General features: G+C 69.7%; 26 protein-coding genes and 1 tRNA gene. 14 read left to right on the forward strand and 13 right to left on the reverse strand.

Going from position 1 to position 26,840, the window contains the following annotated elements:
• From DFR72_RS37600 to DFR72_RS37610, 3 genes are read left to right on the forward strand one after another with little or no spacing between them, the layout of a single operon-like run.
• Window positions 1-576, forward strand: a complete 576-nt coding sequence (locus tag DFR72_RS37600; protein WP_090071389.1) for a DUF3558 domain-containing protein — start codon at window positions 1-3, stop codon at window positions 574-576.
• A gap of 4 nt (window positions 577-580) precedes the next feature.
• Window positions 581-1,921 carry a PPE domain-containing protein gene (locus DFR72_RS37605; protein ID WP_090071391.1) on the forward strand — a complete coding sequence of 447 codons (1,341 nt, stop codon included), beginning with the start codon at window positions 581-583 and terminating at the stop codon, window positions 1,919-1,921.
• A gap of 9 nt (window positions 1,922-1,930) precedes the next feature.
• The gene (locus DFR72_RS37610) at window positions 1,931-2,713 is read left to right on the forward strand and encodes an ESX secretion-associated protein EspG (protein ID WP_090071393.1); all 783 of its coding nucleotides are present in this window, start codon (window positions 1,931-1,933) and stop codon (window positions 2,711-2,713) included.
• Between the two features lie 51 nt (window positions 2,714-2,764).
• On the opposite strand, the gene DFR72_RS37615 is transcribed toward DFR72_RS37610, so the two are convergent.
• From DFR72_RS37615 to DFR72_RS37650, 8 genes are all read right to left on the reverse strand, one after another.
• A complete protein-coding gene (locus DFR72_RS37615; RefSeq protein ID WP_090071395.1) occupies window positions 2,765-3,925 on the reverse strand; it encodes a lactate 2-monooxygenase in 1,161 nt (386 codons plus the stop codon).
• Between the two features lie 13 nt (window positions 3,926-3,938).
• Window positions 3,939-4,310: a VOC family protein gene (locus DFR72_RS37620; RefSeq protein ID WP_090071397.1), complete on the reverse strand. Its 372-nt coding sequence runs from the start codon at window positions 4,308-4,310 to the stop codon at window positions 3,939-3,941.
• Window positions 4,311-4,320: 10 nt separating this feature from the next.
• Window positions 4,321-6,474 (reverse strand): protein translocase subunit SecD, encoded by a 2,154-nt coding sequence (gene secD, locus DFR72_RS37625; protein ID WP_090071399.1) that lies wholly within the window; start codon window positions 6,472-6,474, stop codon window positions 4,321-4,323.
• A 42-nt stretch (window positions 6,475-6,516) separates the two neighbouring features.
• Window positions 6,517-6,840, reverse strand: coding sequence for a hypothetical protein (locus DFR72_RS37630; RefSeq protein ID WP_090071401.1), 324 nt, complete (start codon window positions 6,838-6,840; stop codon window positions 6,517-6,519).
• Entirely contained in the window at window positions 6,840-7,790 is a 951-nt protein-coding gene (locus tag DFR72_RS37635) for a tetratricopeptide repeat protein (protein ID WP_090071403.1), read from the reverse strand. The genes DFR72_RS37630 and DFR72_RS37635 overlap by 1 nt, the downstream gene beginning before the upstream one ends.
• Before the next feature lie 45 nt (window positions 7,791-7,835).
• Window positions 7,836-9,263, reverse strand: coding sequence for a rifampin monooxygenase (gene rox, locus DFR72_RS37640; protein WP_090071405.1), 1,428 nt, complete (start codon window positions 9,261-9,263; stop codon window positions 7,836-7,838).
• A 143-nt stretch (window positions 9,264-9,406) separates the two neighbouring features.
• Window positions 9,407-9,799, reverse strand: coding sequence for an NUDIX hydrolase (locus DFR72_RS37645; protein ID WP_090071407.1), 393 nt, complete (start codon window positions 9,797-9,799; stop codon window positions 9,407-9,409).
• Window positions 9,800-9,809: 10 nt separating this feature from the next.
• Window positions 9,810-10,391 (reverse strand): FMN-dependent NADH-azoreductase, encoded by a 582-nt coding sequence (locus DFR72_RS37650; RefSeq protein WP_090071409.1) that lies wholly within the window; start codon window positions 10,389-10,391, stop codon window positions 9,810-9,812.
• An 82-nt stretch (window positions 10,392-10,473) separates the two neighbouring features.
• On the opposite strand from DFR72_RS37650, the gene DFR72_RS37655 reads away from it, so the two are divergent.
• Window positions 10,474-10,947: a MarR family winged helix-turn-helix transcriptional regulator gene (locus tag DFR72_RS37655; RefSeq protein ID WP_245983801.1), complete on the forward strand. Its 474-nt coding sequence runs from the start codon at window positions 10,474-10,476 to the stop codon at window positions 10,945-10,947.
• 5 nt (window positions 10,948-10,952) lie between these two features.
• On the opposite strand, the gene DFR72_RS37660 is transcribed toward DFR72_RS37655, so the two are convergent.
• A complete protein-coding gene (locus DFR72_RS37660; protein ID WP_090071511.1) occupies window positions 10,953-12,140 on the reverse strand; it encodes an NAD(P)/FAD-dependent oxidoreductase in 1,188 nt (395 codons plus the stop codon).
• Between the two features lie 175 nt (window positions 12,141-12,315).
• On the opposite strand from DFR72_RS37660, the gene DFR72_RS37665 reads away from it, so the two are divergent.
• From DFR72_RS37665 to DFR72_RS46530, 3 genes are all read left to right on the forward strand, one after another.
• Entirely contained in the window at window positions 12,316-12,516 is a 201-nt protein-coding gene (locus DFR72_RS37665) for a hypothetical protein (protein ID WP_090071413.1), read from the forward strand.
• A 53-nt stretch (window positions 12,517-12,569) separates the two neighbouring features.
• Window positions 12,570-14,069 (forward strand): AMP-binding protein, encoded by a 1,500-nt coding sequence (locus DFR72_RS37670; protein WP_170176582.1) that lies wholly within the window; start codon window positions 12,570-12,572, stop codon window positions 14,067-14,069.
• Between the two features lie 183 nt (window positions 14,070-14,252).
• Entirely contained in the window at window positions 14,253-15,566 is a 1,314-nt protein-coding gene (locus DFR72_RS46530) for a helix-turn-helix domain-containing protein (RefSeq protein WP_090071414.1), read from the forward strand.
• A gap of 228 nt (window positions 15,567-15,794) precedes the next feature.
• Here DFR72_RS46530 and DFR72_RS37680 read toward each other — a convergent pair whose 3' ends face one another.
• A complete protein-coding gene (locus tag DFR72_RS37680) occupies window positions 15,795-17,033 on the reverse strand; it encodes a helix-turn-helix domain-containing protein (RefSeq protein ID WP_170176583.1) in 1,239 nt (412 codons plus the stop codon).
• A 28-nt stretch (window positions 17,034-17,061) separates the two neighbouring features.
• Between DFR72_RS37680 and DFR72_RS47600 the strand changes: the two genes are divergently transcribed.
• From DFR72_RS47600 to DFR72_RS37690, 3 genes are all read left to right on the forward strand, one after another.
• Window positions 17,062-17,193 (forward strand): hypothetical protein, encoded by a 132-nt coding sequence (locus DFR72_RS47600; protein WP_256239908.1) that lies wholly within the window; start codon window positions 17,062-17,064, stop codon window positions 17,191-17,193.
• A gap of 125 nt (window positions 17,194-17,318) precedes the next feature.
• Complete coding sequence (locus tag DFR72_RS37685) at window positions 17,319-17,801, forward strand: PH domain-containing protein (protein ID WP_425459936.1); 483 nt, start codon at window positions 17,319-17,321, stop codon at window positions 17,799-17,801.
• Window positions 17,798-19,351 carry a PH domain-containing protein gene (locus tag DFR72_RS37690; protein ID WP_342768707.1) on the forward strand — a complete coding sequence of 518 codons (1,554 nt, stop codon included), beginning with the start codon at window positions 17,798-17,800 and terminating at the stop codon, window positions 19,349-19,351. The genes DFR72_RS37685 and DFR72_RS37690 overlap by 4 nt, the downstream gene beginning before the upstream one ends.
• Here the strand turns inward: DFR72_RS37690 and DFR72_RS37695 are convergent.
• A complete protein-coding gene (locus DFR72_RS37695; RefSeq protein ID WP_090071418.1) occupies window positions 19,330-20,265 on the reverse strand; it encodes a GlxA family transcriptional regulator in 936 nt (311 codons plus the stop codon). The two genes, DFR72_RS37690 and DFR72_RS37695, sit on opposite strands and share 22 nt — an antisense overlap.
• Window positions 20,266-20,342: 77 nt before the next feature.
• Here DFR72_RS37695 and DFR72_RS37700 point away from each other — a divergent pair, with 77 nt between their 5' ends.
• Window positions 20,343-21,602 (forward strand): MFS transporter, encoded by a 1,260-nt coding sequence (locus DFR72_RS37700; protein ID WP_090071519.1) that lies wholly within the window; start codon window positions 20,343-20,345, stop codon window positions 21,600-21,602.
• Here DFR72_RS37700 and DFR72_RS37705 read toward each other — a convergent pair.
• Window positions 21,534-23,054 (reverse strand): helicase HerA-like domain-containing protein, encoded by a 1,521-nt coding sequence (locus DFR72_RS37705; RefSeq protein WP_090071420.1) that lies wholly within the window; start codon window positions 23,052-23,054, stop codon window positions 21,534-21,536. The genes DFR72_RS37700 and DFR72_RS37705 overlap by 69 nt on opposite strands.
• A 72-nt stretch (window positions 23,055-23,126) precedes the next feature.
• Between DFR72_RS37705 and orn the strand changes: the two genes are divergently transcribed.
• The 3 genes from orn to DFR72_RS37720 all read left to right on the forward strand — a co-directional run bounded on the left by orn (window position 23,127) and on the right by DFR72_RS37720 (window position 25,553).
• The gene (orn, locus tag DFR72_RS37710; protein WP_090071422.1) at window positions 23,127-23,732 is read left to right on the forward strand and encodes an oligoribonuclease; all 606 of its coding nucleotides are present in this window, start codon (window positions 23,127-23,129) and stop codon (window positions 23,730-23,732) included.
• 65 nt (window positions 23,733-23,797) lie between these two features.
• Window positions 23,798-23,870 (forward strand) — tRNA-His (locus DFR72_RS37715).
• Window positions 23,871-23,927: 57 nt separating this feature from the next.
• Window positions 23,928-25,553: an ABC-F family ATP-binding cassette domain-containing protein gene (locus DFR72_RS37720; RefSeq protein ID WP_090071424.1), complete on the forward strand. Its 1,626-nt coding sequence runs from the start codon at window positions 23,928-23,930 to the stop codon at window positions 25,551-25,553.
• Between the two features lie 4 nt (window positions 25,554-25,557).
• Here DFR72_RS37720 and DFR72_RS37725 read toward each other — a convergent pair whose 3' ends face one another.
• Window positions 25,558-26,694: a L,D-transpeptidase gene (locus DFR72_RS37725; protein ID WP_342768708.1), complete on the reverse strand. Its 1,137-nt coding sequence runs from the start codon at window positions 26,692-26,694 to the stop codon at window positions 25,558-25,560.
• Window positions 26,695-26,840: the final 146 nt, after the last annotated feature.

Raw genomic sequence — 26,840 nt, forward strand, 5'->3', positions numbered from 1 at the left:
ATGACCGCTCTGCTCACCGCCGTGCTCGCCTCCGTCGCACTGGCCGGGTGCGCTGCCACTCAGACCGGCGGGAACCCGACCACCGCTCCGACGACCGGCGGCCAGCAGACGAGCAGCCAGCCCACCAGCGACGGGTCCGACACCGGGCTCAGCATCGCCAAGTTCGTCAACGACCCGTGCAGCATCCTCACCGCCACCCAGGTCACGACGCTCGGTTCAGTGCGAACGCCCCAGGCAGGTAGTGCCGCACTCGGCCCCAACTGCGTGTGGAAGGGCCAAGACGTCATCAAGAACTCCACCTACGACATCTCGGTGACCAAGGGCAAGGACTTCGAAACCCAGGTCGAGAACGTCAAGTCCAACCCGGTCTTCGTGGACAAGAAGATCGACGGTGTCCGGGTCGTCTCCACTGACCAGACCGATGGAGCGATGTACTGCTTGAGCTCGATCCAGGTCTCCAAAAGCGACTCGGTCACGGTTCAGTTCGCTAGCGCCGCGGACGAGCGCGCGACCAAGAAGCCCTGCCCTGAGACTGAGCGCGTCGCGCAGCTGATCATCACAAATCTGAAGGGATAGCGAGATGGCTGGGGATGAGCCGAACATCGGCGGTTTCGCGATTCTTCCCTTCGCGGGTGGCGAAACGATTTACAAGTGGTTCGAGAACGGCAGCGGTCCGGGGCAGAGCACCTCACTCGCCGCGCAGGGCTGGCGTGATCTTTCGAGCGGCCACGGCGACGTCGCCCAACTGATCGAGAAGGCTGTGCGCGACTCCGGCGCCGCCTGGGAAGGCTCCGCAGGTGACGCGGCGCGTGGTGGGACCTCACCGCTCGCGACGTGGGCCACCGTCACGGGCGATTCGGCGACTCAGGCGGGCACGACCGCCGACACCGTCGGCGACGCCTACGTCGATGCTAAGAACTCGATGTCCAAGCCGCCGACCGTCCCCGACAAGCCGTTCCTGAACGACTTCCGTCCGTGGGACACGGACTACGACAAGAAGCTCGAACAGAACCAGCAGGTCAGCGAGCAGAACATCCGGGCCTTCAACCAGTACGCGGGCGCCGTCAACGCGAGCATGAGCAACCAGCCGACGTTCATCGCGCCGACCGCCAACGACGGGTCCGTCGAACAGCAGCCGGGTGGCGACCACATGATCGACAGGGTCGGGATGCAGACCCAGCCGCCGCCCAGCATCGGCACGCCTCCCGGAGGTGGGGGCGACCGCATCGGCGGCGGACCTGACGGCGGCACGGACCTGTCCGGCGTGAAGCCGCCGGGCACCGGCGGCAACGACGACACCGGCACGGCCGGCGTGAACGACCCCAAGTTCACCCCTCCGCCCACCGACATCGGCCGCCCGCGGCCCGACATCGGCGTTCCGATCACGCCGCCGGACGGCGTGTACAACCCGAACGACCCGCGCAGGCCCGGCGGTCCGCTCGACCCGAACAACCCGCGCAGGCCTGGCGGTCCGCTCGACCCCAACAACCCGCGCAACCGTCCCGGCGGGCTCAACGGCCCCGGCGGTGGTGCAGGTGGTGGCGCGGGCGGCGGTCGTGGTGGTGGCGCCGGCGGCGGTATCGGCGGGCCCGGCGGTGGTGCCGGTGGTGGTCTCGGTGGCGCTGCGGCGGCCAAGGGCATGGGTGGACCTGGCGGTATGGGCGGCGGCTTCGGTGGCGCGGCCGGTGTCACCGGTGACGGTCGTGGTGGTGCTGGTGGCTTCGGGCCGTCCGGTGCCGGTGCCGCGGGTGCCGCCGGTCGTGGTGGTGCCGCGGGCATGGGTGCCGGCGGTATGGGCGCCGGTGGTGGGCGTGGTGAAGGTGCTGAGGACTCGGAGCACAAGTCCGCGTCGTACCTTCAGGAGACCGAAGACATCTTCGGCGATGGAACGATGGTCGCTCCGCCGGTCATCGGCGGATAAGGGGGAAACGTGCTGCGGAGCAGGGTCGCCATCCCTGTCACGGCGCTCTACCAGGCGTGGCAGGCCGCGGGCCTGCCGACGATGCACCGTGCGCTGCTCGCTCAGGTCGACTTCGACGAGGACCTCCTCGAGTCGGGTGACGTGAGCGAGCTCGAACGGTTGCAGCGGTCGGCGTGGGCGCAGCTCGAGCAGTACGGGCTCGCGCGCGGCGGTCAGATCCACCCGGACCTGACGAACGCGCTGCGGCTCGTGGTCGAGGCCGGCGTGGAGTACTGGGCGTTCTTCAGCTTGAAGGACGGCCCGCAGCAGAGCGTGCTGGTCGTGTCGAACGGCCAGGACGCGCTGCGGATCGTGCTCACGCCGGACCAGCAGTTCGTGCTCGAACCGGTGCGGGCGGAGGAGGCTCCGCAGGCGCTGGTGGGCGCATTGCCGCCCACCCCGGCGGGCAGGGGCAACCCGATCACGCTGCCCGAGGAGGCGCTGCAGCAGAAGCGGCCGCAGCCGTCCTACGAGGACACCGGCTCGTTCCTGCAGCAGAGCCGGCCGACGAGCACGCCGAACGACCAGCTCGTCGCGCAGCTCAACGAGATCATGAGCCAGCCGCGCACCGGCGGCGGTCAGGTCTTCTCGGCCAAGCGCGACCACCTGGGCCGCAAGCAGCGTTGCGCCAACCCGCTGACGTTCATCGACACGCCGAGCGGGCGGTACCTCGCGGCCAAGAGCGACGGCTGGCTGCGGGTGCAGCCGGCCGACTTCGGCACGTTGACGCGGATGACCGCGACGATGCCGTAAGAGGACGTCACGACAGCCGGGTCGCAGCTCCTGCGACCCGGCTGACGTCGTTCAGGAGAACCGCAGGGCGTCCGGCCCCAGGTCGGCCGGGCTGCGGTGACCCGACAGCCCGAGCGTCAGGTCGAAGTCCGCGAGCAGGCTGCGCAGCACGTGCCGCACACCGACCTGGCCGCCGTGCGCCAGCCCGTACGCGAAGGGCCGCCCGACCATCACGGCCTTGGCCCCCAGCGCCAGCGCCTTCACGATGTCGGCGCCCGTGCGGATGCCGGAGTCGAACAGGACGTCGACCTGCTCCCCCACCGCCTCGACGATGGACGGCAGCGCGTCCAGCGACCCGACGGCACCGTCGACCTGCCGCCCGCCGTGGTTGGAGACGACGACACCGTCCATTCCGTACTCCACGGCCTTGCGGGCGTCGTCGGCGTGCTGGATTCCTTTCAGGACGATCGGCCCGTCCCAGTGCTCGCGCAGGAACGAGAGCTGGTCCCACGACTTGTCGGTGCCGGTGAACAGCTGCACCCACCGCAGGATCGCCATCGGCAGGTCCTCCTCGGGCGACTTCTGCAGCCCGGCGCGGAAGACCGGGTCGCTGAACGGGATCGCCGTGCCGACCGCGCGCAGGAACGGCAGGTAGGCCTGGTCGAGGTCGTGCGGCCGCCACGCCAGCGTCCAGGTGTCCAAGGTGACGACCAGCGCCGTGTACCCGGCCTTGCGCGCCCGGTCCAGCAACGACGCGCACACGTCGGGGTCGTTCGGCCAGTAGAGCTGGTACCAGCGCGGCCCGTCACCGGACGCTTCGGCGACCTCCTCGATGGTGTGCGAGGAGGCGGTCGACAACACCATCGGCACCCCGAGCTCGGCGGCCGCACGCGCGGTCGCCAGTTCGCCGTCCGGGTGCAGGATCGACTGCACGCCAACGGGTGCGAGCATCACCGGCGCCGGCAGCTCCGTGCCGAGGACCGACACGCCCAGATGCCGTTCGGTCGCGTTGGTCAGCATCCGCGGCACGATCCGCACGCGGTCGAACGCCTCGCGGTTCGCCCGCACGGTGGCGCCCGAACCCGCGCCTCCCGCCACGTACCAGAACGGGCCCGGTCCCAGCCTGTCGCGCGCGGACTGCTCCAGCGCGTCGGGATCGGTGGTGAACGGCGGCACGGCGCCACCGAGCCCCTGCAGGTAGATCTCGTTCTGGTACGCGGCGAAGGAGGTCATGCCGCCTACTTTGCTACGAAGCGAGCTGCACTAGGAAGAACTCGTTGCCGAAAGGATCGCTGAACCAGGTGGCCCGATCACCCCACGGCATGGTCTCCGGCTTCCCCTTCACCCTCACCCCCTTCGCCACGAGCCGAGCGACGTCACCGTCGACGTCGTCCGTGATCAGCGAGATCCCGCAGCCCATCGCGAACGACACGTTGGGCGCGTCCGCCTGCGACAGCGCGAACGCCGTCCGGGCGCCGGGAGGAGCGACGGTCAGCCAGCGCATGCCCGCCTCGGTGCTGTCCTGCCGCTTCTCCCAGCCCAGCACGTCCACGTAGAAGCTCGCTGCCTCGTCGAGATCGCGGACGTTGACGGTGGTCGAGTGCACATGAGTGATCATGCGCAGAACGCTAGGCGTGTGCCCCCACCGGACGCTTCTTCGAAACCGCTCGCCTGGGCCAGCGCGACTCCAGCCAGATCGCGATCGGTGCGGCGGTGACCACTGTGGACACCGTGCCGGCGACGAGGCCGATCAGCAGTGCGATCGCGAAGTTGGCCAGGGAGCCGTCGCCGAGCACCAGCAACGCCGCCAGGACGAAGAGCACGCCGAGGCCGGTGTTGACGGTGCGCGGCACGGTCTGGACGACCGCGTCCGACACCACGTCCGGGTACAAGGCCTTCAAGCGAGACCCGCGCAGTTCGCGGAGGCGGTCGAAGACCACGACCGAGTCGTTGACCGAATAGCCGATCACGGTCAGCAGTGCCGCCAGGAACACGCCGTCGGCCGTCTTGCCCATCCACGCGAACACGCCGATGAGCACGAGGACGTCGCTGAGCAGCGCGGCCACCGTGGCGAGACCGAGGCGCCAGTCGAAGCGCACGGCCAGGTATCCCAGCTGGGCGGCTACGGCGATGGCCAGGCCGATCACGGCGTTGCGGCGCAGTTCGGAGGACAGCGACGGGCCGATGAGCTCGTTGCTGGCCTGGCGGGCGCCGCCGTCGACGGCCGAGGAGACGACCTCGCCCAGGCGGGCTGAGGTGGCGTCGTCGATCGGGGCCGTGCGCAGGGAGACCTCGTTGCCCGACGACGAGACGACCACGTCGGAGAAGCCGGCGTCCGCCAGGGCGGTGCGCACCCGGCCGGGGTCGATGGAACCGCCCGCGGTGAAGTCGAGCATGCGGCCACCGGTGAACTCGACGCCCAGGTTCAGGCCCCGTGCGAAGAGACCCGCGAAAGCCACGAGCACGACGGCACCGGCGCTGATCAGCCACAGCGACGGGCGGCGGTACAGCACGACGGACAGGCGCTGGCGGACGAAACCGAGGGTGTGCAGGCCGCTCAGGCGCGGCCGCTTGGTGACGAAGCGGGTGCCGAGCGCCCACACCACGAGCACGCGGGAGAGCACCAGGGCGCTGAACATCGACGCCAGCACACCGATGGTCAGGGTGACGCCGAAGCCGCGGACCGGGCCTGTGGCCAGCCAGAACAGCAGACCGGCTGCCAGCAGGGTCGTCACGTTCGAGTCGGCGATCGCGCTCAGGGCACCGCGGAAACCACTCTCCGAGGCGCGCCGGAGGTTGGGTTTCCTCGCGTACTCCTCGCGGGCTCGTTCGAAGATCAGGACGTTCGCGTCCACCGCCATGCCGATCGCCAGCACGAAGCCGGCCAGGCCCGGCAAGGTCAGCGTCGCCCCCACGGCCAGCAGCCCGGCGTACGCGACGCCCGCGTAGCCGACCAGTGCGACCACGGCCAGGAACCCGGCGAGCCGGTAGGCGAACATCAGGAACAGCGACGTCAGGGCGATGCCGATGATCGCGGCCTTGGCGCTGGCCTCGATGGCCTCGGCGCCCAGGGTCGCGCCGACGGTGCGCTGTTCGATCACCTCGACCGGTACCGGCAGCGCGCCGGAACGGACGACGAGGGCCAGTTCCTTGGCTTCCGCCTGGGAGAAACGGCCGGTGATCGTGGTCGAGCCGCCTGCCTGACCGGCGCCGCAGGGCGTGTCGAGGCTGACCTCGGGGGACGAGATCGGCTTGCCGTCCAGCACGAACGCGATCTGCCGGCCGGGGGTGCCGGACTGCTCGCAGGCCGCCTCGCCGGTCACCTTCTGCCACTTCGCCGGGGCGTCGCCCTGGAACTGGATGTTGACCACGAAACCCGCGCCCTGCGGGTTGCGCGCGGACTGGGCGTCGGAGATGCCCTCACCGGTCATGACGGTCTGGCCGTTGCGCTGCACGGTGAGCTGCGCGGTCTGACCGAGGACCTTCACGGCCTCCTGCGGGTCCTGGACGCCGGGCAGCTCGACGACGATGCGGTTCTCGCCGGAGCGGGCGATCACCGGTTCGGCGACGCCCAACGCGTCCACGCGGCGCCGCAGCACCTCCAGCGAACGGTCGGCGGCGTCGGCGTCGCCCTTGGCCTCGAGGACGATCTGGGTTCCGCCCCGCAGGTCGAGGCCGAGGCGGGGATCGGTGGTGAGCAGCAGGAAAGCGGAGGCGACGAGGACGCCGAGCGCTATGAGTGCGCGCACGAGCAGCCCTCGTCGCGCGTTGTCGCGCGACATGGGTGAGAAGACCTTCCGGAAGTGGGTTGCTGGAGGAGGGACTCAGCGACCGGAAGGCGGTGAACGAGCGGGCTGGGGCGTCCAGCGGAGGCCGTCGGGAGTGCGGTGCAGGCGCTGGGCGAAGGCGACGACGAACCGGAGCGGCATCGTGGGCTTCGCGATCGGCGGCACGTCGGAGGCCACCTGGGCCTGCGGGACCTGGGCGGCGTTCGGGTTGTGCGGCTTGGGCGCGGTGACCGGCAGGTTCGCAAAGTCGTGGCCGTGCCGGATGACGGACCCGGCGGCGACGGGCTCGGCGGGCGCGGCGACGATGAACAGCTGCCCGAGGAACAGCAGGAACGCGAGCGCGACCGCGTTGCGACGCATCACCGCTTCCTGCCTCCACCGACGTAGACGAGCGCTCCCCCCACGACAGCGCACAACCAGGAAAGCACAAGTGGCTGCATCGTCGTAGCCCCGAAGAACAAAGCGACGGTCCAGCCGAGCAGGACGAGGGCCGAAGCGGCGAGCAGGGACACCGTCACGGCGAGCTTGCGCAGGCTGAGAAGAAGCTTGTACGGACGCAGCCGCAGCGCCACGACCAGGCAGCACAGCACCAGCGCGCCGGTGAAGAAGCCCAGGTAGGGCGTCGGCCGGGGCATGCCGGCGATCAACCCGAGTAAACCGCCGCCGATCAGCAGCAACGAGAGCGTGCGCAGCGAACGCCACACCTGCACCTTGTTCAACTGCAGCGGCGCGGGCTTGGACGAGCGCCGCCGTTGCACGGTCGCGAGGTTCGCCTTGGAGTCCGCGTCGGACGGGTCGAGCTTGATCGCCGAGCGGTACGCGTGCTCGGCGGTGCCCCAGTCGCGCATCCGCAGTGCCGCGTCGCCGAGCACCTGGAACGCCCGTGCCTCGGTCGGTGCGAGCTGGGAGGCGTGCAGGGCCGAGTCGAACGCCTCGACGGCGCCGTCCGGGTTGTCGGCCAGGACCTCGGCGAGCACGACGTAGCAGCGCCAGTCGCCGGGCTTGCGCCGCACGGACTCGCGCGCGGCGACCGCGGCCTCCTGGTGCCGGCCGAGGTCGCTCAGCGCCAGGGCCGCCAGCCGCTGAGGCCAGGCGGGCTCGCCGTCGAGGACCATCGCGCGCTTGGCCGAGTCGAGGGCCTGGTCCGCCTCACCCAGGTCGAGGTGGGCGCCGGCGAGGCGGCACCACGCCTCGGCGTGCCGAGGGTTCGCCGCCACGAGGGGCCGCAACAGGTCGATCGCCTGCCGCGGCTTCCCCGAGGCGGTGAGGTCGGCGGCACGCAGGAGTACCGCTGTCATCGGCTCGGACACGCCGCACAGTGTGGCAAAGCGCCTCCTGCCCCCGAACGGGTGACCTCAGCGAGCCGTCCCGAACCAGCGGGTCAGCTCCCGTTCCAGGCCTGCCTGGTCCTCGCCGGCCCACGCCACGTGGCCGTCCGGCCGCAGCAGCACCGCGGGCGCGTCCAGGTCCTCGGTGACGTCGACGACGTGGTCGACCCGGTCCGCCCACCCCGCGGCGGACAGCGTCCCGGCCTGGTCGAGCAGGACGCCGCGACCGGCGTGCATCTGGGCGTAGAGGCCGCCGCGCTTGAGCGCGAGGTCACCGATCCGCCGTCCGACCAGGTCGTTCTCCGAGCCGAGGTCGTACCGGACCGAGACCGCGATGATCTTCTCGATCAGGTACCGGTTGACCTCCTCGAACTGCACCAGCTCGGTGAGCAGCCGCCGCACGGACTGCGGGCCGGGCTCGACCTTCATCAGCTCGATCTGCGCGCGGGTGTTGTTGAGCACCTCCTCGGCCACCGGATGCCGTTCGGCCTCGTAGCTGTCCAGCAACCCCTCCGGAGCCCACCCGTGCACGGCCGCGGCGAGCTTCCAGCCCAGGTTGAACGCGTCCTGCACGCCGAGGTTGAGCCCCTGACCGCCGGTCGGCGGGTGGACGTGGGCCGCGTCCCCCGCGAGGAACACGCGGCCGGACCGGTAGCGCTCGGCCTGCCGGGTGGCGTCGCCGAAGCGGGACGTCCACCGCGGCGAGTGCACGCCGAAGTCGGTGCCCGCGATCTTGACGAGCTGCTCCCTGAAGTCGTCCAGGGACGGCTTGACCGCCCGGTCCTCGTTCACGCCCTCCGCGGGCACGATGACGCGGTACGTCGCGGTGCCGCCGATCGGGCCGATGCCGAAGCGCTTCTGCGTCTTGCGGGCCTCCAGCATCAGCGGCAGCGCCTCCTCCCACGGGACGCCGATCTCCATCTCGCCCAGCAGCGTCTCCACCCGCGACGGCTCACCGGGGAAGTCGATGCCGGCCAGCTTGCGCACGGTGCTGCGGCCGCCGTCGCACCCGACCAGGTACCGCGCCCGCAACGAGGTGCCGTCCGCCAGTTCGACGGTCACGCCGTCGTCGTCCTGGCTGAACGCGGTCACCGTGCTTCCGCGCCGGATCTCGGCGCCGGCCTCGACGGCGTGTTCGGTGAGCAGCCGTTCGATGTGCGGCTGCGGCAGGCCGAGGACGACCGGGTACTTCGTGTCCAGCCGTTCCGGCGCGGGCTTGTCGATGCCCGCGAAGAAACCGGCGAGCGGATGCGTCGTGCCCGCCTCCAGGAACCGGTCGGCGATGCCGCGCTGGTCCAGCACCTCGATGCTGCGGGCGTGCAGGCCGAGCGCCCGGACGACCTCGGTCGGCTCCGGATCCCGTTCCAGCACCACCACGCCCACGCCGTGCAGCCGCAGTTCTCCAGCCAGCATCATGCCGGTCGGTCCACCGCCGGCGATGATGACGTCGATCATGGAGTTTTCCCCATTTCCCCAGGTAGATGACGTTGGCTGGGAAATGATGGAGTACACCCGGGGTCTTGTGGCAAGACCCCGGGTGCGCTATATGTTGAAGTGGGAGGAGAGCAGCGCTCTCCTCTTTCGCCGTTTCCAGGGGGTCAGAGGAGAAGCCCGGCCTCGTTCAGGTGGGCGAAGATGATCCGGTCGACCGGCGAGATCCGGTCCGCGTCGGCGGTGGTCAGCCAGGCGAGTTCCTCGATCTCGGCCGATGCCACCGGTTCCCCGTCGAACGACGCGGTGTAGCAGGTCATCCGCACGGTCACCCCCGACGTGTGGCCGTGCGCCTGGGCCTCGAACGTCCCCACGTGCTCCGCCGACGCCGCGTCGACCTCGACGGACAGCTCCTCGCGGATCTCGCGCACGAGCGTCTCGACGTCGGACTCCCCCGGCTCGCGCTTGCCGCCGGGCAGGTAGTACGTGTCCTTGCCTGCCGACCGGGTGCCGAGCACGCGGCCGTCCTTCAGGTAAATCCAAGCCACCTTGTCGATCACGCGACCGAGGTTAGGCGCTGGCGAGTTCCTTGACCACGCGGTGCGCGTCGGCCAGCGACTCCACGGCGAGTTCGCGGAACTGGTGCATCTGCGGCACCACGTCGGCCAGGGTCAGCTCGGCGTGCACGAACTCCAGGTTCTGGTCGAGGCCGACCATCGACAGCACGGCGCGCAGGTACGGCTCCTGGAAGTCGAAGCCCGCTCGCGGCGTGCCCGGCTTGTACGAACCGCCACGGGCCGTCACGACGACTACGCGCTTGCCGCCCCACGCGAACGTGCCGTCCTCGCGAGCGAAGTTCGCGGAGGTCGCGACCTGGTCGATCCAGGCCTTCAGGGTGGACGGGATCGAGAAGTTGTACATCGGCGCGCCGATGAGGAGCACGTCGGCGGCGTCGACCTCGGCGATCAGGCCTGCGGCGATGCCCTGGTCCGTGCCGTCCTTGTGCGGGATCGGCGACGCGTGCAGATCGCGGTAGGTGTAGCCGGAGCCGGGGTTCGCGGCACGCCAGCTCTCCGCGAACGCGCTGGAGACCTCGCGGGTCACGGAGCCCTCGTACCGAATGCTCGTGTCGATGTGAAGCAAATTGGTCATACTCGGAACATACGAGTGCAGAACTTCCGAGTCAAGATGTTCTTATCTGAGAACATCTCCTCCGGGATGTAGGATGGGACACATGGAGGAGCAGCCGGAGATCGTCGAAGCCTGCTTGGAGAAGTGGGATTTCAACTGGCTGCTGCACCGCGCCACCCAGCGCGTCGGCGGCGCATACGCCGAGGAGATCGCGAAGTTCGGGATCTCGCTGCGTGGTCAGCTGGTGCTGCAGGCCCTCGCCAACGAGGAGGTCCAGCGCACCCAGCTCAAGCTCGGCGCGATGCTCGGCCTCGACAAGACCACGCTCACCAGCGAGCTCGACAAGCTGGAGCGCAGCGGTCTGGTCCTGCGCGTCCCCGACCCCAACGACCGGCGCGTACGCACCCCGGTGATCACCGACAAGGGCCGGGAGCTGCAGAAGGAGGCGGGTGACGCGCTCGCCGAGGTCGAACGCGCCTTCCACTCCCGCTTCTCCCCCGAGGAGATGGCGATCATCCGCAAGGCCCTGCAGGACCTCTCGCGCGGCGAGGGCCCGATGCACGGCTCCTGCATCTAGACGATCTAGACGAGCGCCCCCAGGTCGGCCTCGCGCAGCTGCTCCGGCGTCACGGCCGCCTGCGCGTCCACGAGCGCCTTCAACGCCGTGCCGTGGTCCCAGACGTTGACGTTCATCGCCGCCCGCAGCCGTCCGTCGCGCAGCCAGAACGCGATGAACTCCCGCGACGCGAGGTCGCCGCGCACGACCAGCTCGTCGTCCGGGCCCGCGAGGCCGCGGTACTCCATGCCCAGGTCGTACTGGTCGGTGAAGAAGTACGGCGACTTCACGTAAGGGTCGTTCAGCCCGATCAGCGACCCCGCCACGTGCGTGCCCTGGTCCTTCGCGTTCGCCCAGTGCTCGACGCGGACGCGGTGGCCGTAGCGCGGGTGGTCCTGCGCCGCGACGTCGCCGGCCGCGAAGACGTCGGGGGCGGACGTGCGCAACGTGGCGTCGACCGCGATGCCGCCGTCCGCCAGCTCCAGACCGGCGGCCTCGGCCAGTTCGAGTCGTGGTGCCGCTCCCACGGCCAGCACCGTGACGTCCGGGATCAGTTCGGTGCCGTCATCCAGGCGCACACCGGACGGCGAGAAGCTCGAGACACCGGTGCCCAGCTTGAACTCCACGCCGTGCTCCTCGTGCAGGCCGCGGAACGTCGCGCCCATCTCGGCGCCCAGCACGCGCACCAGCGGTTCGGCCAGCGGGTCGACGACCGTGACGCGGCAGCCGTGGGCGCGGGCGGCGGACGCGACCTCGCAACCGATCCAGCCCGCGCCGACGATCACGACGTGCCGGCCCTCGCGCAGCGCCGACTTCAGCGCCAGCGAATCGTCGAGCGTGCGCAGCACATGTCCTTGGGCGCCAGGCAGAACACGCGGCCGCGAGCCGGTCGCGAGCAGGAGCCGGTCGTAGGGGCGCACCGCTCCGTCCGAGTCCACGATCGTGTGATCGCCGGGCCGCAGCTCCAGTGCGGACACTCCGAGCTGGAGGTCGATCTCGTTGTCGGAGTAGAAGCCCGGCTCGTGCACCCACGCGGGTTCCGCGGCCTTGCCGAGCAGCACGTCCTTGGACAGCGCGGGAAGTTCGTACGGGCGGTGGAGTTCGGTGCCGAACATGGTGATCTTGCCGCCGTAGCCGCGGTCCCGGAGCGCTCCCGCAGCGGAGGCACCGGCGAGGCCCGTACCGACGATCACAATGCGTTGCGGTTCCGCCATCTTCACCCCTTCAGGTGACCTGGTCTCGTCCCACGTGCGACGCTATCCGCAGCTCGGCGCGGTCGCCGAACGGAGAAGGCCGAAGCTCCGTCATGACCGGCGGTGACCCGCGTCTCTCTGACGCGAGCGCCGGAACACCGGGCCGGCGCGCCGAGTGAGCTGGAGGACGAAACCCGTGGGAGCCCAAGAGGAGTGGCAGGTGAGCTGCCGCGACATCGCTTCGCGCCGACGGGACATGACGGTGTTCGTCAGCCAGGGGCACATAGTGATCACCGTGCCGCCGGGAGAGGCCGCCGTGCTGACACCACTGGAGGTCGGCCGCCTGCGGGCGGCATTGCGCGACGCCGTGGTGAGCGCGTCCAACACCGACGTGTGACCGCCGTCACACAGCTACCTACTCGCTAGTAGGTAGCTGGCAGAGTGGGTCGCATGGTGACCCGCGTGCTGCTGACCCTGGTCAAAGCCGGAGTGATCCGGCCGTTGGGCCCGCGAGGGCTCGCCGGCACCGTACGCGGGTATCTGCACTGGAACATCACACTCGCGTGGGGCTACCAGACGGGCGCGGGACGGCACCCGGACCGCGCGGCGATCATCGACGACGACGGCGTGCTCACGTACGCGGAAGTCAACGAGCGCACGAGCAGGCTCGCGCACGCCTTCCGCCCAGGAGAACGCGTCGGACTGCTGTGCCGCAACGGCCGCGCCTTCATCGAGACGATGACCGCGTGCACGAAGATCGGCGCGGACGCCGTGCTGCTCAACACGAGCCTGAGCGGCGGGCAGCTGGCCCAGGTCGCCCAGGACCAGAAGATCGACAGGATCGTCGCCGACCGCGAGTTCGCCGAAGTCGTCCCCGACCTGCCGGTGTTCTTCACCGACGAACTCGAGTCGCTGATCACCAACGGGCCCACGAAGTCACTCCCCCGCAGGCCCCCGCGCGGCCGGCTGATCATCCTCACCTCCGGCACCACCGGCACGCCGAAGGGCGCCCGCAGGCCTGAGCCCGCGAGCCTCGCGCCCGCCGCCGCGCTGCTGTCCCGGATCCCGCTGCGGCACGGCGACGTCATCTCCATCACCTCCCCGCTCTTCCACGCCTGGGGCCTCGCCGCGTTCCAGCTCGGGCTCGTCCTCGGCGCCACCCTGGTGCTGCGCCGCAGGTTCGACCCGGCGCAGGCACTGAAGGACGCCGAAAGGTGCACCGCGATGTTCGTGGTTCCCGTGATGCTGCAACGCATGCTGGAGGCGGGACACCGGCCGAAGCTGCGGATCATCGCGTCCAGCGGCTCCGCCCTGCCGCCGAAGGTCGCCGCCCGCACGCTCGAGGAGTTCGGCCCGGTCCTCTACAACCTCTACGGCTCAACGGAAGTGAGCTGGGCGAGCATCGCCACCCCGGAGGAGATGCTGCGCGAGCCGGGCACGGCGGGACGACCGCCGCTCGGCACCAGACTGGCCATTGTGGACGATCAGGGCGAACCGGTGGCACCGGGCGAGACCGGGCGGATCTTCGTCGGCAACGAGATGCTGTTCGACGGCTACACCAACGGCACCAGCAAGGAGTCGCTGAACGGCCTGATGTCGACCGGCGACCTCGGCTACCTCAAGGACGGCTTGCTGTTCGTCGCCGGACGCGACGACGAGATGATCGTCTCGGGTGGCGAGAACGTCTACCCGCACGACGTCGAGGACCTCCTCTCGACACTGGACGGCGTCACGGAGGTGGCGGTGCTCGGCGTGCCGGACGAGGAATGGGGCCAGCGCCTCGCCGCGTTCGTTGTCGGCGCAAAAACCCTGACGGCCGAACACATACGTGAACATGTGAAGGCGAATCTCGCGCGTTACTCCGTTCCCCGTGATGTTTTCTTCGTCAACGAGTTGCCGCGCAACGCAGCCGGAAAAGTGTTGAAACGTCAGTTGCGCGAACAGCACTAGTGGTGTGGCCCGAAATTTGCCGGGCCGTTTCGCGGTCAGACGGGTGGATCGTGGTGCCGCCCCCACGTCCTCATACCGGACGTGTGGGGGCGGTGCCGCGAGCCGCCCTGCTGAGCGTGAAACGGACCGCCAAGGTTTTGGGCCGCACCACTAGGCTCAGCCTCCGAACTAGGGGGCTCGACGATGACGGTTCCGGGCAGGACCGCGGATCCGCGATCCAACGCCGTGCACAACCTGCGCGAGGCGCGGATAGCGCTGGACGAAGGCAGGCCGGGCGAGGCCCTGGAGTACGCGGAGAAGGCCGTGGCCGCGTACTCGTGGCTGGACGACGCGGAAGGCGTGGCGGAGGGTGTCCTGGCCCAGTCGGTGGCTCTGGGCAAGCGGGGACTGTGGCCCAGCGCGCTCGACACGATCGACAAGGTGCAGGCGATCGCGGCCGCCAACCGCCACATCGGACTCCAGGCGCGGTGCAGCTTCTCCCGTGCCGTGGTGGAACTGCGGCTCGACTCGCGGGAGCGGAGCTTCAACTCCTTCGCCCGCGCACTGGGTCTCGCGGAGCTCACCGGCGACAACGAGCTGATCGGCTCGGTGCTGTTCGAACAGGCACGGGTGATGCGCATGCAGTACCACGAGCACTGCATGATCCGCACCGAGGAGAGCCGCTGCAGCCTCGACGGGGAGCCGTGCGTGCGCAAGCTCCGCCGCGCGGAAGCGTTGTGCGCTCAAGTGCGCGACCGCTGGAAGTCGCTCGGTGACCCGGTGCGGATGGCGATGGTCAACGTCCTGCTGACACACGTGCGCATCGATCTGGGTGAACTTGACCGTGCGCACCGCAGCTGGCAGCGCGCTGACCAGTTGCTTGCCGGAAGGAACCGTCCGGTGGCGCGGGCGGAGGCGCTGATGGCACGCGCGCGGCTCAGCGGTGCGCGGGCGCGCCATCCCGAGCAGATCACCCAGCTCACCCAGGCCGCCGAACTCGCGATGAGCTGCCTGGCACGGGAAGTGGCGGTGCACGCGCACCAGCAGCTGAGCGAGGCGCACGAACGCACCGGCGATCTCGAACGGGCGCTGCGCCACGCGCGGATGCAGCTGGAGCAGTACCGCCTGTGGGAACTGCAGGAGGGTCGCGACCTGCTGCGGATGCGCGAGCACGACCTGTCGTCACGACTCGTGGAACAGTTGGCGCACAAGCGTTTTGAGCCCAAGCGGGAGAACGCGGTGGTGCGCGTGCCGAACGTGGGCGAGTTGCACGAGACCGGTACCGCGGAGCACACGAACGCCCGGATCGCCCGCGCGTTGCGAGCCGGACTCACCAAACGCGGCATCGAGGTGCTGCGGCTCGTGGCCGCCGGGGCGAGCACGGCGATGATCGCGGAGTCGCTCGGCCTGTCCCCCAAGACCGTGCAGAACCACCTCCAGCGCATCTACACCACCCTTGCCGTCAACGGCCGCTCCGGAGCGATCGTCTGGTGGATGAACCTGACCGCCGGCCAGTAATGCATTGTCAACTGATTGACAACTGGTCCGAGCGGACCGGGTGACCATCGCCCGTTCGGACGCTTGCCGGTGACGAGGAACTGCCGGTTCCCGGGTGTTCTACCCACATCCGTGCGGTTGAATTGGGTGATGTGATGGGTAACTGGTCTGTGTCATGCTCCGTTAACAACGTGTCCAGTTGATGAGCGAGGGACGGTCATGGGCAGGCAACGCCGCCGGGCGCCCGCGTCAGTGCTTTCGGAGCGCGATGCGTGCCACGTCTCGCCACAGCAGCGGGTCGACGCCCTCGGGGTTGATGTTCTCCAGCAGCGCGGCGAGTGCCGTGCGCGCGTCGCCACCTCCATGCGGATCGACCTCGTCCGCCGCCCGCACGAGCAGCAGGTGGCACCGCAGCTGCTGCTCGGCGTCGAGCTGTCCGGTGGCGAGGGCGACCTCCGCCAGCTCGCGGGCCCGGCCGACCTCTCCGTCGCGCAGAGCCAGTTCCGCGCGCAACGCACGGGCGTGCGCGAGCAGGTCGTCCTGCCGGCGCATCGCGGCGATCGTCGTCTCGACCTCGTCCAGCATCGCGACCACCTCGTCGAGGTTCGCGCCCGGCGTGCGCAACGCGATGGACGCCCCGGCCAGGCGGACCCGGCAGCGGTACTCGGGATCGCCGTTGAAGTCGTCCAGCAGCGCGACGGCCTCGCGGATGCAGTGCGCGGCCTCCATCCGGTCCCCCAGGCGATCCGCGACCTTGGCGCGCACCCACCACGTGGAGATCGCGAGCCGGTCGCGGCCGAGTTCGGGCAGCCGCGCGGAAAGCTGGTCCACGACCTGTTCGGCGTCGGCCAGCCGCCCGGCCGCGGTGAGCTCCGCGCACAAGGCGATCAGCGCGCGCGTGTGCACGCGCCGCACCCGTTCGCCGTCACCGCTCGCCAGCTCGACGGCCTCGGTCGCCGCCCGCACGGATTCGGCCGTCCGGGCGAGGCGCCGCAACGAGGATGCGCGCAGGATCTCCACGAGCGCGTCCACCGCCGGACCGGGAGACCACGACTTGCGCAGCTTCGCCGCCGCCAGCAGCAGACCCTCGTGGTCGCGCTGCCTCGCGAGCATCACCAGGCGCGTCCAGCGCACGCACCAGCCGAACATCTCCTCGTCCGACCGCTTTCCCAGTGTTTCCAGCAGATCGACGGCCAGGACCAGGTCTCCGTCGTGGTACGCCAGAAGCGCCTCGCACCACGCCAGCGCCTCGTCCTGCATGGCGGTGCGGTCCTCGTCGACGACCAGCTCGGACGGGTCGACGCCGAGCACCTCGGCGAGCCTGCGGACGACGGTGGGCGACGGAACGCGTTCGCCGGACTCGAGCCGGGACACGTAGCTCATCGAGACTCCGGGGCACGCGAGGTCCTTTTGCGACAAACCACGCTGCAGCCGGACCGCCCGCAACCGCGCACCGAACCTCGTCAACGACTTCCTGCCCTCATCCACGGCCGCCACCTAACGAAGGAGCCCCTCAATGAAGTCGAACACTATCGCTCGGACCGTCGCCGCCGTGATCCTCAGTCTGGGGGCACTGCTGGCGATGTCGGGCGCGGCCTCGGCTGACGACAGCGACAAGTTCACCCCGCCGTACTGCGCCCAGCCCTGACCGGATCGCGTGAGCCGGGGTGGTCCTGCCTCCCTCGCAAGCAGGACCACCCCGGCCACCGACACACCAATTGACACACCTGGCCACACCGGTGCGTACGGGTGAGGCACCCTTGTGGGGTGACTCTGCAACTGCGCACGCCTCGTCACCAGGTGAGCCCGAAGTCCGTCCTGCTGTGGACGATGCAGGCCGCCTTCTTCTGGCTCGTGCTCTTCGTGCCCCAGCTGGTCGTGTTCCTGCTGGTGGACGAGCCGCCGACGTGGGAGTTCGTGCTCATGATCGCCACGCTGGTCGTCGGGATCGTGCACACCGCGGTCGAACCGAGCTGGCGCTACCGCGTCCACCGCTGGGAGACCACGCCGGACGCCGTCTACACCCTCTCCGGCTGGCTGAGCCAGGAGTGGAGAGTCGCACCGGTGTCGCGGATCCAGACGATCGACACGAAACGCGGGCCGTTCCAGCAGATGCTCGGCCTGTCCACCGTCACCGTGACGACGGCGTCGGCCGCCGGGCCGGTGGAGATCGAGGGCCTGGAGCACGAGGTCGCGCAGAGGCTCGTGGTGGAACTGACCAACACCACGCAGGCCACGCCCGGTGATGCCACGTGAGCACTCCCGCGGAGGTGCCGGCCGGGCTTCCCGCCGCACCGGAGTTCGTCGAGCCGTTGCAGGAGTGGCACCGCCTGCACGTGCGGATGCTGGTCGTGCGGCCGCTCAACGAGGGCATCGCGATGCTGGTGCCGATCCTCGTGCTGCTGTTCACCGGCAACGGCGAGAAGTGGCGGCTCATCGCCAGCGGCGCGACGGTCGCGGCGATCCTCGTGTTCAGCTACCTCATCTGGCGCACCACGAGGTACCGCATCACCGACGACCAGGTCGAGCTGCACACGGGACTGCTGACCCGCAAGCAGATCGCGGTGCCGCGTGATCGCATCAGGACCGTCGACCTCACCTCCAAGCCGGGCCACCGGATCTTCGGGCTCTCGGCGGTGCGGATCGGCACGGGCCAGCAGGACGTTCCCGGCACGGACGGCCTGACGCTCGACGCGGTGACGCAGCAGGAGGCCGAACGGCTGCGGTTGCTGTTGCTGCAGAAGGGAGTCGCTCCCCGAACGGCGACCACGGCGGAGGGCGAGCACGCGGAACCGGTTCCGGTGCCCGAGTCCGAGGTCATCTCGCAGCTGGACCTGAAGTGGCTGAAGTTCGCGCCGTTGTCCCTGTCGGGTCTCGTCGCGATCGGCGCCCTGTTCGGCGTGCTGTCGAACTACGCAGACGACCTCGGCCTGCACCCGGTGCAGGACCTGTGGGAGTGGCTGTTCGAGAACCCGAGCCTCGCACTGTTCGCCGTGTTCGTGGTCGTGCTGGCCGTGGCCGGGCTGGTCCTGTCGATCCCCCTCTACATCCTCCAGTTCTGGAACTACCGGCTGACCCGCGAGCCGGACGGAACCGTGCGCGTGCAACGGGGTCTGCTCACCACCCGCTCGGTTTCGGTGGAGGAGCAACGCCTGCGCGGCGTCGACATCCAGGAACCGCTGCTGGTGCGCGCCGGCAAGGGCGCCAAGCTCGCCGCGGTGACCACCGGCCTGGGTTCGAAGGGCGAGAGCAACCTGCTGCTGCCGCCCGCACCGTTGTCGGTGGCGCACCAGGTGTCGCGGGACGTGCTGAAGGTCGGCAACGACCCGACGACGCTGCGGCTCCACAAGCACCCGTTCGCCGCGTTGCGCCGCAGCATGTTCCGGCACGTGCTGCCGTGGGTCGTGATCGCGACGGGCCTCGCGATCTGGGCGCCGTCGTGGGCGTGGCCGATCCCGGTGGCGATCATCCCGTTCGCCGCTCTGGTCGGCTGGGACAACTACCGGTCGCTCGGCAACGCCCTGGACGAGCGCTATCTGGTGACGCGCAACAACTCCCTGGTGCGCAGCACCGTCGCATTGCAGCGCACCGGCATCATCGGCTGGCGCATCCAGCGGTCGTTCTTCCAGCGCCGCAGCGGTTTGATGACGATCGGCGCGACCACCGCGGCGGGTGCGGGCATCTACCACGTCACGGACGTCGGCGAGTCGCACGGGCTGGCGCTCGCCGACGAGGCCGTGCCGGACCTGTTGCGCCCGTTCCTGGTCGACTCCACTGTGGACGATCAAGCCGAGCGGAACGTCTGACGGTAGGCGCTCGGCGAGACCCCGATCGAGGCGGCCAGCTGCTGCCGCAGAGCCGCGCCGGTCCCGAAACCGGCGTGGCTCGCGACCTGGTCGATCGGCAGGTCGGTGGACTCCAGCAGGTGCCGGGCCTGGTCGACGCGCTGCTGCGTCAGCCACTGGCCCGGTGACATGCCGGTCTCCGCGCGGAACCGGCGGGTGAACGTGCGCACGCTCATCCGCACCTGCGCGGCCATCGCGGCGAGGTCGAGCGGCTCCTGGAGCCGTTCCAGCGCCCATTCGCGGGCGAGCGCGGTCGAGGTGTCCGGGTAGTTCGGCACCGGCCGGTCGACGAACTGGGACTGCCCGCCCTGCCGCCACGCCGGGACGACGCAGTAGCGGGCGACCCAGTTCGCCACCTCGCTGCCGTGGTCGGACCTGATGACGTGCAGGCACAGGTCGATGCCCGCCGCGACACCCGCCGACGTCAGCACGTCGCCGTCGTCGATGAACAGCACGTCCGGGTTGAGGCGCACCTTCGGGTAGAGCGCGCTGAACTGGTCGGTGGTCTTCCAGTGCGTGGTCGCGGGCCTGCCGTCGAGCAGCCCGGCGGCGGCGAGCACGAACGCGCCGGTGCAGATCGACATGATCCGCGGGGCGTTCGTCGTCGTGAGGGCTTCCAGGACGGCCGGTTCGAGCCTGCCTTCCCGTGCCGGCTGGTAATGGGTGCCCGGCACGAGCACCGTGTCCGCGTCCTCGAGCACCTCCAGGCCGTGGTCGGGCGCGATGGTGAAGCCGCCGGTGGTCGGGATCGGGCGGCGGTCCGGCGAGCAGACGACGACCTCGTACCTGTCCTCCAGCCGCGCGAACATGTGCGTCGAGCTGCCGATGTCGAACGCGACGGACTTCTCGAGCGCGAGGACGGCGATCCGGTGCATGGCCTGATTCTTTCACATGTTGGCCATCGGGCCACTGGTCGCCGGGTCGCCCATCGCCGAACCTTGTCGGCGTGAGACTGCATTGGGCCTGGGTTGTCGCAGGTGTGTCCTTCATCGCCCTGGTGGGCGCCGCGTCGTTCCGGGCCGCGCCGGGTGCGTTGATCGAGCCGCTGCAGGCGGAGTTCGGCTGGACGACCGGCACGATCTCGCTCGCCATCTCGATCAACCTGTTGCTGTTCGGGCTGACCGCGCCGTTCGCGGCCGCGCTGATGGACAGGTTCGGCGTGCGGATCGTGGTGACCAGCGCGTTGACGATGGTCGCGATCGGCAGCGGGCTGACGGTGTTCATGACCGCGTCCTGGCAGCTGGTCATGTTGTGGGGCGTCGTGGTCGGTGTCGGCACCGGTTCGATGGCCTTGGCGTTCGTCGCGACGATCACCGGACGCTGGTTCGTGAAGCACCGCGGCCTGGTCACGGGCGTGCTGACGGCGGGTGGCGCGGCCGGCCAGCTGGTGTTCCTGCCGACCGTGGCCTGGCTGTCCGAGTCCTACGGCTGGCGGTACGCGTCGCTGGTGATCTGCATCGCCGCACTGGCCGTCGTGCCGCTGGCGGGACTCTTCCTGCGCGAGTACCCGCGTGACGTCGGGCTGCTGCCGCTCGGCGCGACCGAGGACACTCCCCCGCCACCGTCCGGTGGCGCGGCCAAGCGCGCCCTGGGTGCGCTGGCCACGGCGGCCAGGACCCGGCCGTTCTGGTTGCTGGCCGGTGGTTTCGCGATCTGCGGAGCGTCCACGAACGGTCTGGTGGGCACGCACTTCATCCCCGCCGCGCACGACCACGGCATGCCGACGACGACCGCCGCCGGGTTGCTCGCGCTGGTCGGCGTGTTCGACATCGTGGGCACCATCGCGTCCGGCTGGCTGACCGACCGCGTCGACTCGCGGCTGCTGCTCGCGGGCTACTACGCGTTGCGCGGCCTGTCGCTGATGCTGCTGCCGCAGCTGTTCGGCGAGGCGGCGCACCCGTCGATGCTGGTGTTCATCATCTTCTACGGCCTGGACTGGGTCGCGACGGTGCCGCCGACCGTGGCGCTGTGCCGCCAGTACTTCGGCATGTCCGGCCCTGTCGTGTTCGGCTGGGTGTTCGCGTCGCACCAGCTCGGCGCGGCCGTCGCGGCCTCGGCGGCCGGGCTCACCCGCGACCACCTGGGCAGCTACGACCTGGCCTGGTACGTCGCGGGCGCCCTCTGCATCGGCGCGGCCGTGCTGTCAGCGTCGCTTGCGCGAGGTCCCGAAGATGCCGCGCGTGATCTCGCGCGCCAGGGCGCTGCCCGCTGAGCGCAGGAACGACTTCACGGCGCTGTTGCCCAGCACTTTCTCGACGAGCCCCGGTTCCTCCTTCTCCTGTCGCCGTGCACGAGCGTCCGGGGCTCGTTCTTCTTCCTGCGGCGGCGCGACCTTCTGCATCAACTGTTCGTAGGCCGACTCGCGGTCGACCGTCTCCGCGTACTTGCCGTGCAGGTCCGAGGCCTGGGACGCCTGCTTGATCGCGTCGTTGCCGATGGTGTCCATCAACGAGCGCGGTGCCCGCAGGCGGGTCCACGCGACCGGTGTCGGCGCGCCCTTCTCGCTCAGCACGGTGATGATCGCCTCGCCGATGCCGAGCGACGTGAGGGCCTTCTCCAGGTCGTAGTGCGGCGTCGTGGGGTACGTCTTCACCGTGCGCGCCAACGCCTTCTGGTCGTCGGGCGTGAACGCGCGCAGTGCGTGCTGAACTCGTGCACCGAGCTGCGACAGCACGTCGTTCGGGATGTCGGTGGGCAGCTGCGTGCAGAAGAAGACGCCGATGCCCTTGGACCGGATGAGCTTCACGGTCTGGGTGATCTGGTCGAGGAACGCCTTGGAGGCGTTGGAGAACAGCAGATGTGCCTCGTCGAAGAAGAAGACGAGCTTGGGCTTCTCGACGTCGCCCTCCTCGGGCAGCGTCTCGAACAGCTCGGCCAGCAGCCACATCAGGAACGTGGAGAACAGCGCGGGGTTGCCCTGCAGCTCGGCCAGTTCCAGCAGGCTCACGACGCCCTTGCCGTCGCGCTGCCGCATCAGGTCGGCCGGGTCGAGCTCCGGTTCGCCGAAGAACCGGTCGCCGCCCTGCGCCTCCAGGTTGACCAGCGCCCGCAGGATCACACCCGCCGTGGAGCTGGAGACACCGCCGATGCCCTTCAGGTCCGCCTTGCCCTCGTCTCCGGTGAGGTGCTGGATGACGCTGCGCAGGTCCTTGGTGTCGAGCAACGGCAGGCCGCGGCTGTCGGCCCAGTGGAAGATCAGCCCGAGCGTCGACTCCTGGGTGTCGTTCAGGCCCAGCACCTTCGACAGCAGGATCGGCCCGAAGCTCGTGATCGAGGCGCGCAGGGGAACGCCGAGACCGCCCGTGCCGATCGACAGGAACTGCACGGGGTACGACGCCGGCTGCCAGTCGTCACCGGTGTCCGCGGCCCGGGCCTTGGTCCTGTCGCTGTCCGCACCCTGCTGCGACAGGCCGGACAGGTCGCCCTTCACGTCCGCCATCAGCACCGGAACGCCGTTGTCCGACAGCTGTTCGGCGAGCAGCTGGAGGGTCTTCGTCTTGCCGGTTCCCGTTGCGCCCGCGACAAGTCCGTGACGGTTGACCATGGCCAGCGGGATGCGGACGTGGGCGCTCGGCTCCACCGTCCCGTCGACCAGCACGGCGCCGAGCTCGATGGCCGCGCTCTCCGACGCGTACCCGGCAGCGATCTCAGCTTGAGCCGTCATGCACGAGGAGCGTAATCAGGTTGCTGCACGCCGCCACTCGAAGTTGACGCTCCGCGCAGTAATGTTTCCGGCGTGATGGATCGTCTGGTGTGGATCGACTGCGAGATGACCGGACTCGACTTGGGCAAGGACGCTCTGATCGAGATCGCGGCACTGGTCACGGACGCCGAGCTCAACGTGCTCGGCGACGGCGTGGACATCGTGATCCACGCGGATGACGACGTGCTCGCCTCGATGCCGGAGGTCGTCATGCAGATGCACGCCAAGTCGGGCCTGACCGAGGAGGTGCGCGCGTCCGCGGTCTCCCTGGAGGAAGCCGAGGCCGCCGTGCTGGCCTACATCAAGGAGTGGGTCCCCGACCCGCGGACCGCTCCCCTGGCCGGCAACTCCATCGCCACCGACCGCGGCTTCATCGCCCGCGACATGCCGGCGCTGGACGCCCACCTGCACTACCGCATGGTCGACGTGTCGTCGATCAAGGAGCTGTGCCGGCGCTGGTACCCGCGCATCTACTACGCGCAGCCGGGCAAGGGCCTCGCGCACCGGGCGCTCGCGGACATCGTCGAGTCGATCCGGGAGCTCGCGTACTACCGGCGCACGGCGTTCGTGCCGCAGCCCGGTCCGTCGACCGAGCAGGCCCAGGCCGTCGCCGCTGACCTGCTCAAGAACGTCGACTGACCCCCGATTTCAATATCGGTAGTCGTCGTTGCTATGCTTCCCGTGCCGGTCAACGACCAGCAATGGTGGGTGTAGCTCAGTCGGTAGAGCACTGGGTTGTGATCCCAGGTGTCGCGGGTTCAAGTCCCGTCACTCACCCTTTGTCGAAAGGCCTCCGCACCAGCGGGGGCCTTTCTTCACGTTCCGGGAGTTTTCATGACCACGCTCGTCGCCAAGGACCTCGCCGCCGGCCACGGTGACCGCGTCCTCTTCTCCGGGCTGGACCTCGTGGTCGCTCCCGGTGACGTCATCGGGCTCGTCGGCGTCAACGGCGCGGGCAAGTCGACGTTGCTCAAGACGCTGGCAGGGCTCGTCCCCGCCGAGTCCGGCCGCGTGACGCTGAGCCCGCCCGCGGCCAACGTCGGGCACCTGTCGCAGGAACCCGAACGCCGTGAGGGCGAGACCGTCCGCGACTTCCTGGCCCGCCGGACGGGTGTCGCGGACGCCCAGGCCGCTCTGGACGCGGCCACCGAGGCGCTGACCGCCGGCAACGACGAGGGCTACTCGGACGCGCTCGACCAGTGGCTCGCGCTGGGCGGCGCCGACCTGGAGGAACGGTCGCTCGAAGTCATCGCCGACGTGGGCCTCTCCGTCGGCCTCGACGCGCTGATGACCTCGTTGTCCGGTGGCCAGGCGGCACGGGCGGGCATGGCGTCGTTGCTGCTCAGCCGCTACGACATCTTCCTGCTCGACGAGCCGACCAACGACCTGGACCTCGACGGCCTGGAGCGGCTGGAGAAGTTCGTCACGGGCCTGCGCGCCGGCACGGTGGTGGTGTCGCACGACCGCGAGTTCCTGGCCCGCACGGTCACGAGCGTGCTGGAACTCGACCTGCACCAGAACTCCGTGCGCCTGTACGGCGGCGGCTACGAGTCGTACCTCGAAGAGCGCGCGCGGGCCCGTCAGCACGCCCGTGACGACTACGACGAGTTCGCGGACACCAAGGCCTCGCTGGAGGCCCGTGCGCGCATGCAGCGGGCGTGGATGGACAAGGGCGTGAAGAACGCCCGGCGCAAGGCCACCGACAACGACAAGAACGCCCGCAAGTTCCGTGCCGACGCCACCGAGAAGCAGGCCTCGAAGGCCCGGCAGACCGACCGCATGATCGAACGGCTGGACGTCGTCGAGGAGCCCCGCAAGGAGTGGGAGCTGCGGATGGAGATCGCGTCCGCTCCTCGTTCCGGTGCGATCGTGGCGTCGTTGCGGGCGGCCGTGGTCGAGCGCGGCGGCTTCCGGCTGGGCCCGGTGGACCTGCAGATCGACTGGGCGGACCGGGTCGCGATCACCGGCGCGAACGGCGCGGGCAAGTCGACACTGCTGGCCGCACTGCTGGGGCGTGTCGAGCTGGCTTCCGGCTACGCGACGCTGGGCTCGGGCGTCGTGGTCGGCGAGGTGGACCAGGCACGCGGGCTGTTCCTGGGCGACCTGCCGCTGGTCGACGCGTTCGAAGAAGCCGTGCCGGAGATGAACCCGGCGGACGTCCGGACGTTGCTCGCGAAGTTCGGCCTGAAGGCCGCGCACGTGACGCGCCCGGCGGCGTCGCTGTCACCGGGTGAGCGGACGCGGGCGGCGCTGGCGCTGCTGCAGGGCCGCGGGGTCAATCTGCTGGTGCTGGACGAGCCGACGAACCACCTGGACCTGGCGGCGATCGAGCAGCTGGAGACGGCGCTGGAGAACTACCCCGGCACGTTGCTGCTGGTGACGCACGACCGGCGGATGCTGGAGGCGGTGCAGGTGAACCGTCACCTGACCGTGTCGGGCGGTCAGGTGACGGTTTCCTAGGCTTCTAGCGGTTGCCCTGGACCCAGGTGGCCCACGGGACCTGCCAGTCGCCGAAGCCGTCCCACGGCTCCAGCACGGGACCGCCGGAGTTGGTGACGATGACGACGTCGCCCTGCTTGCTGCTGTCGAACACCCACTTGGCGTTCTCCGGCGAGAGGTTCAGGCAGCCGTGGCTCACGTTGCGGTGACCCTGGTCGCCGATGGACCACGGCGCGCCGTGGAAGAAGATGCCGCTGTTGGACATGCGGTACGCCCAGTCGACCGGCGTCCTGTAGCCGCCGTTCTCCAGCGCGAGGCCGTACGTCGTCGAGTCCATGATCATGTGGGCGTGCTTCTCCATCAGCACGTACGTGCCGGTGGGCGTGGCGTCGGCCGGCTTGCCCATGGAGGTCGGCATGGTGCGGACGACCTGGCCGTTGACCTTCGTGGTCACCTGGTGCGTCTGGCCGTCGGCCTCGTGGATGACCTCGTCGCCGACCGTCGTGGTGATGACGCGGTCTTCCTGGCCGTAGATGCCGTCACCGATGTGCTTGCCGTAGACCTTGATGTTCATCGTGATCTTGGTGCCCGACTTCCAGAACTTCTCCGGACGCCAGTGCACCTCCTTCTTGTTGAACCAGTAGAAGGCGCCCTCGACCTTGGGCTCGGTGGTGATCTCGAGCATCTTCTCGGCCGCGACCTTGTCGGCCACCGGCTCGTCGAAGTAGAAGGCGAGCGGCTGCCCGACGCCGATGGTGGTGCCGTCCTGGGGGTTCGTCGACACGTACGTGAGCGTGCGCGGCTTCACCGTGGTGAAGGACGACTCCTTGGTCTCCGTCTTGCCGTCCTCGCCGGTGGCCGTGGCGACCAGCTTGTACGCCTTGGAGTACCCGAGCGGCTCGGTGTTGGTCCACTGCGTCGACTCGGGGTTCATCTTGCCCTCGACGACCTTGCCGTCGGGGTTGGTCAGCTTGACGTCCGTCAGCTTCCCGTCCGCCGCCGTCGCGATGACGGGCAGACCGGGCGACACGTCGGCCGCACCGTTGTTCAACGCCAGCGTCAGCGTGACGGGCTTCGGCGGAGGCGGAGGAGCGCTCGACTCCCCACCGCCACCGGCCACCGCATCGCCGCCACCCCCCGAACAGCCTGCGATCAGGATCACAGCGACCCCCGCTGCGACCACCCCAAGACCGCGCCTGCTCCACATCCCCATGGACGTACTTCCGATCTGCTTGTGTCCGCTCCCGAGACTGCCTGCACGAAGGTGTTTGGGCGTCCCCCGATTAGGTGACGACAGGGGGTGGCCCG

It is taken from the genome of Lentzea flaviverrucosa (assembly GCF_003350445.1).
Lineage (GTDB): Bacteria > Actinomycetota > Actinomycetes > Mycobacteriales > Pseudonocardiaceae > Lentzea > Lentzea californiensis.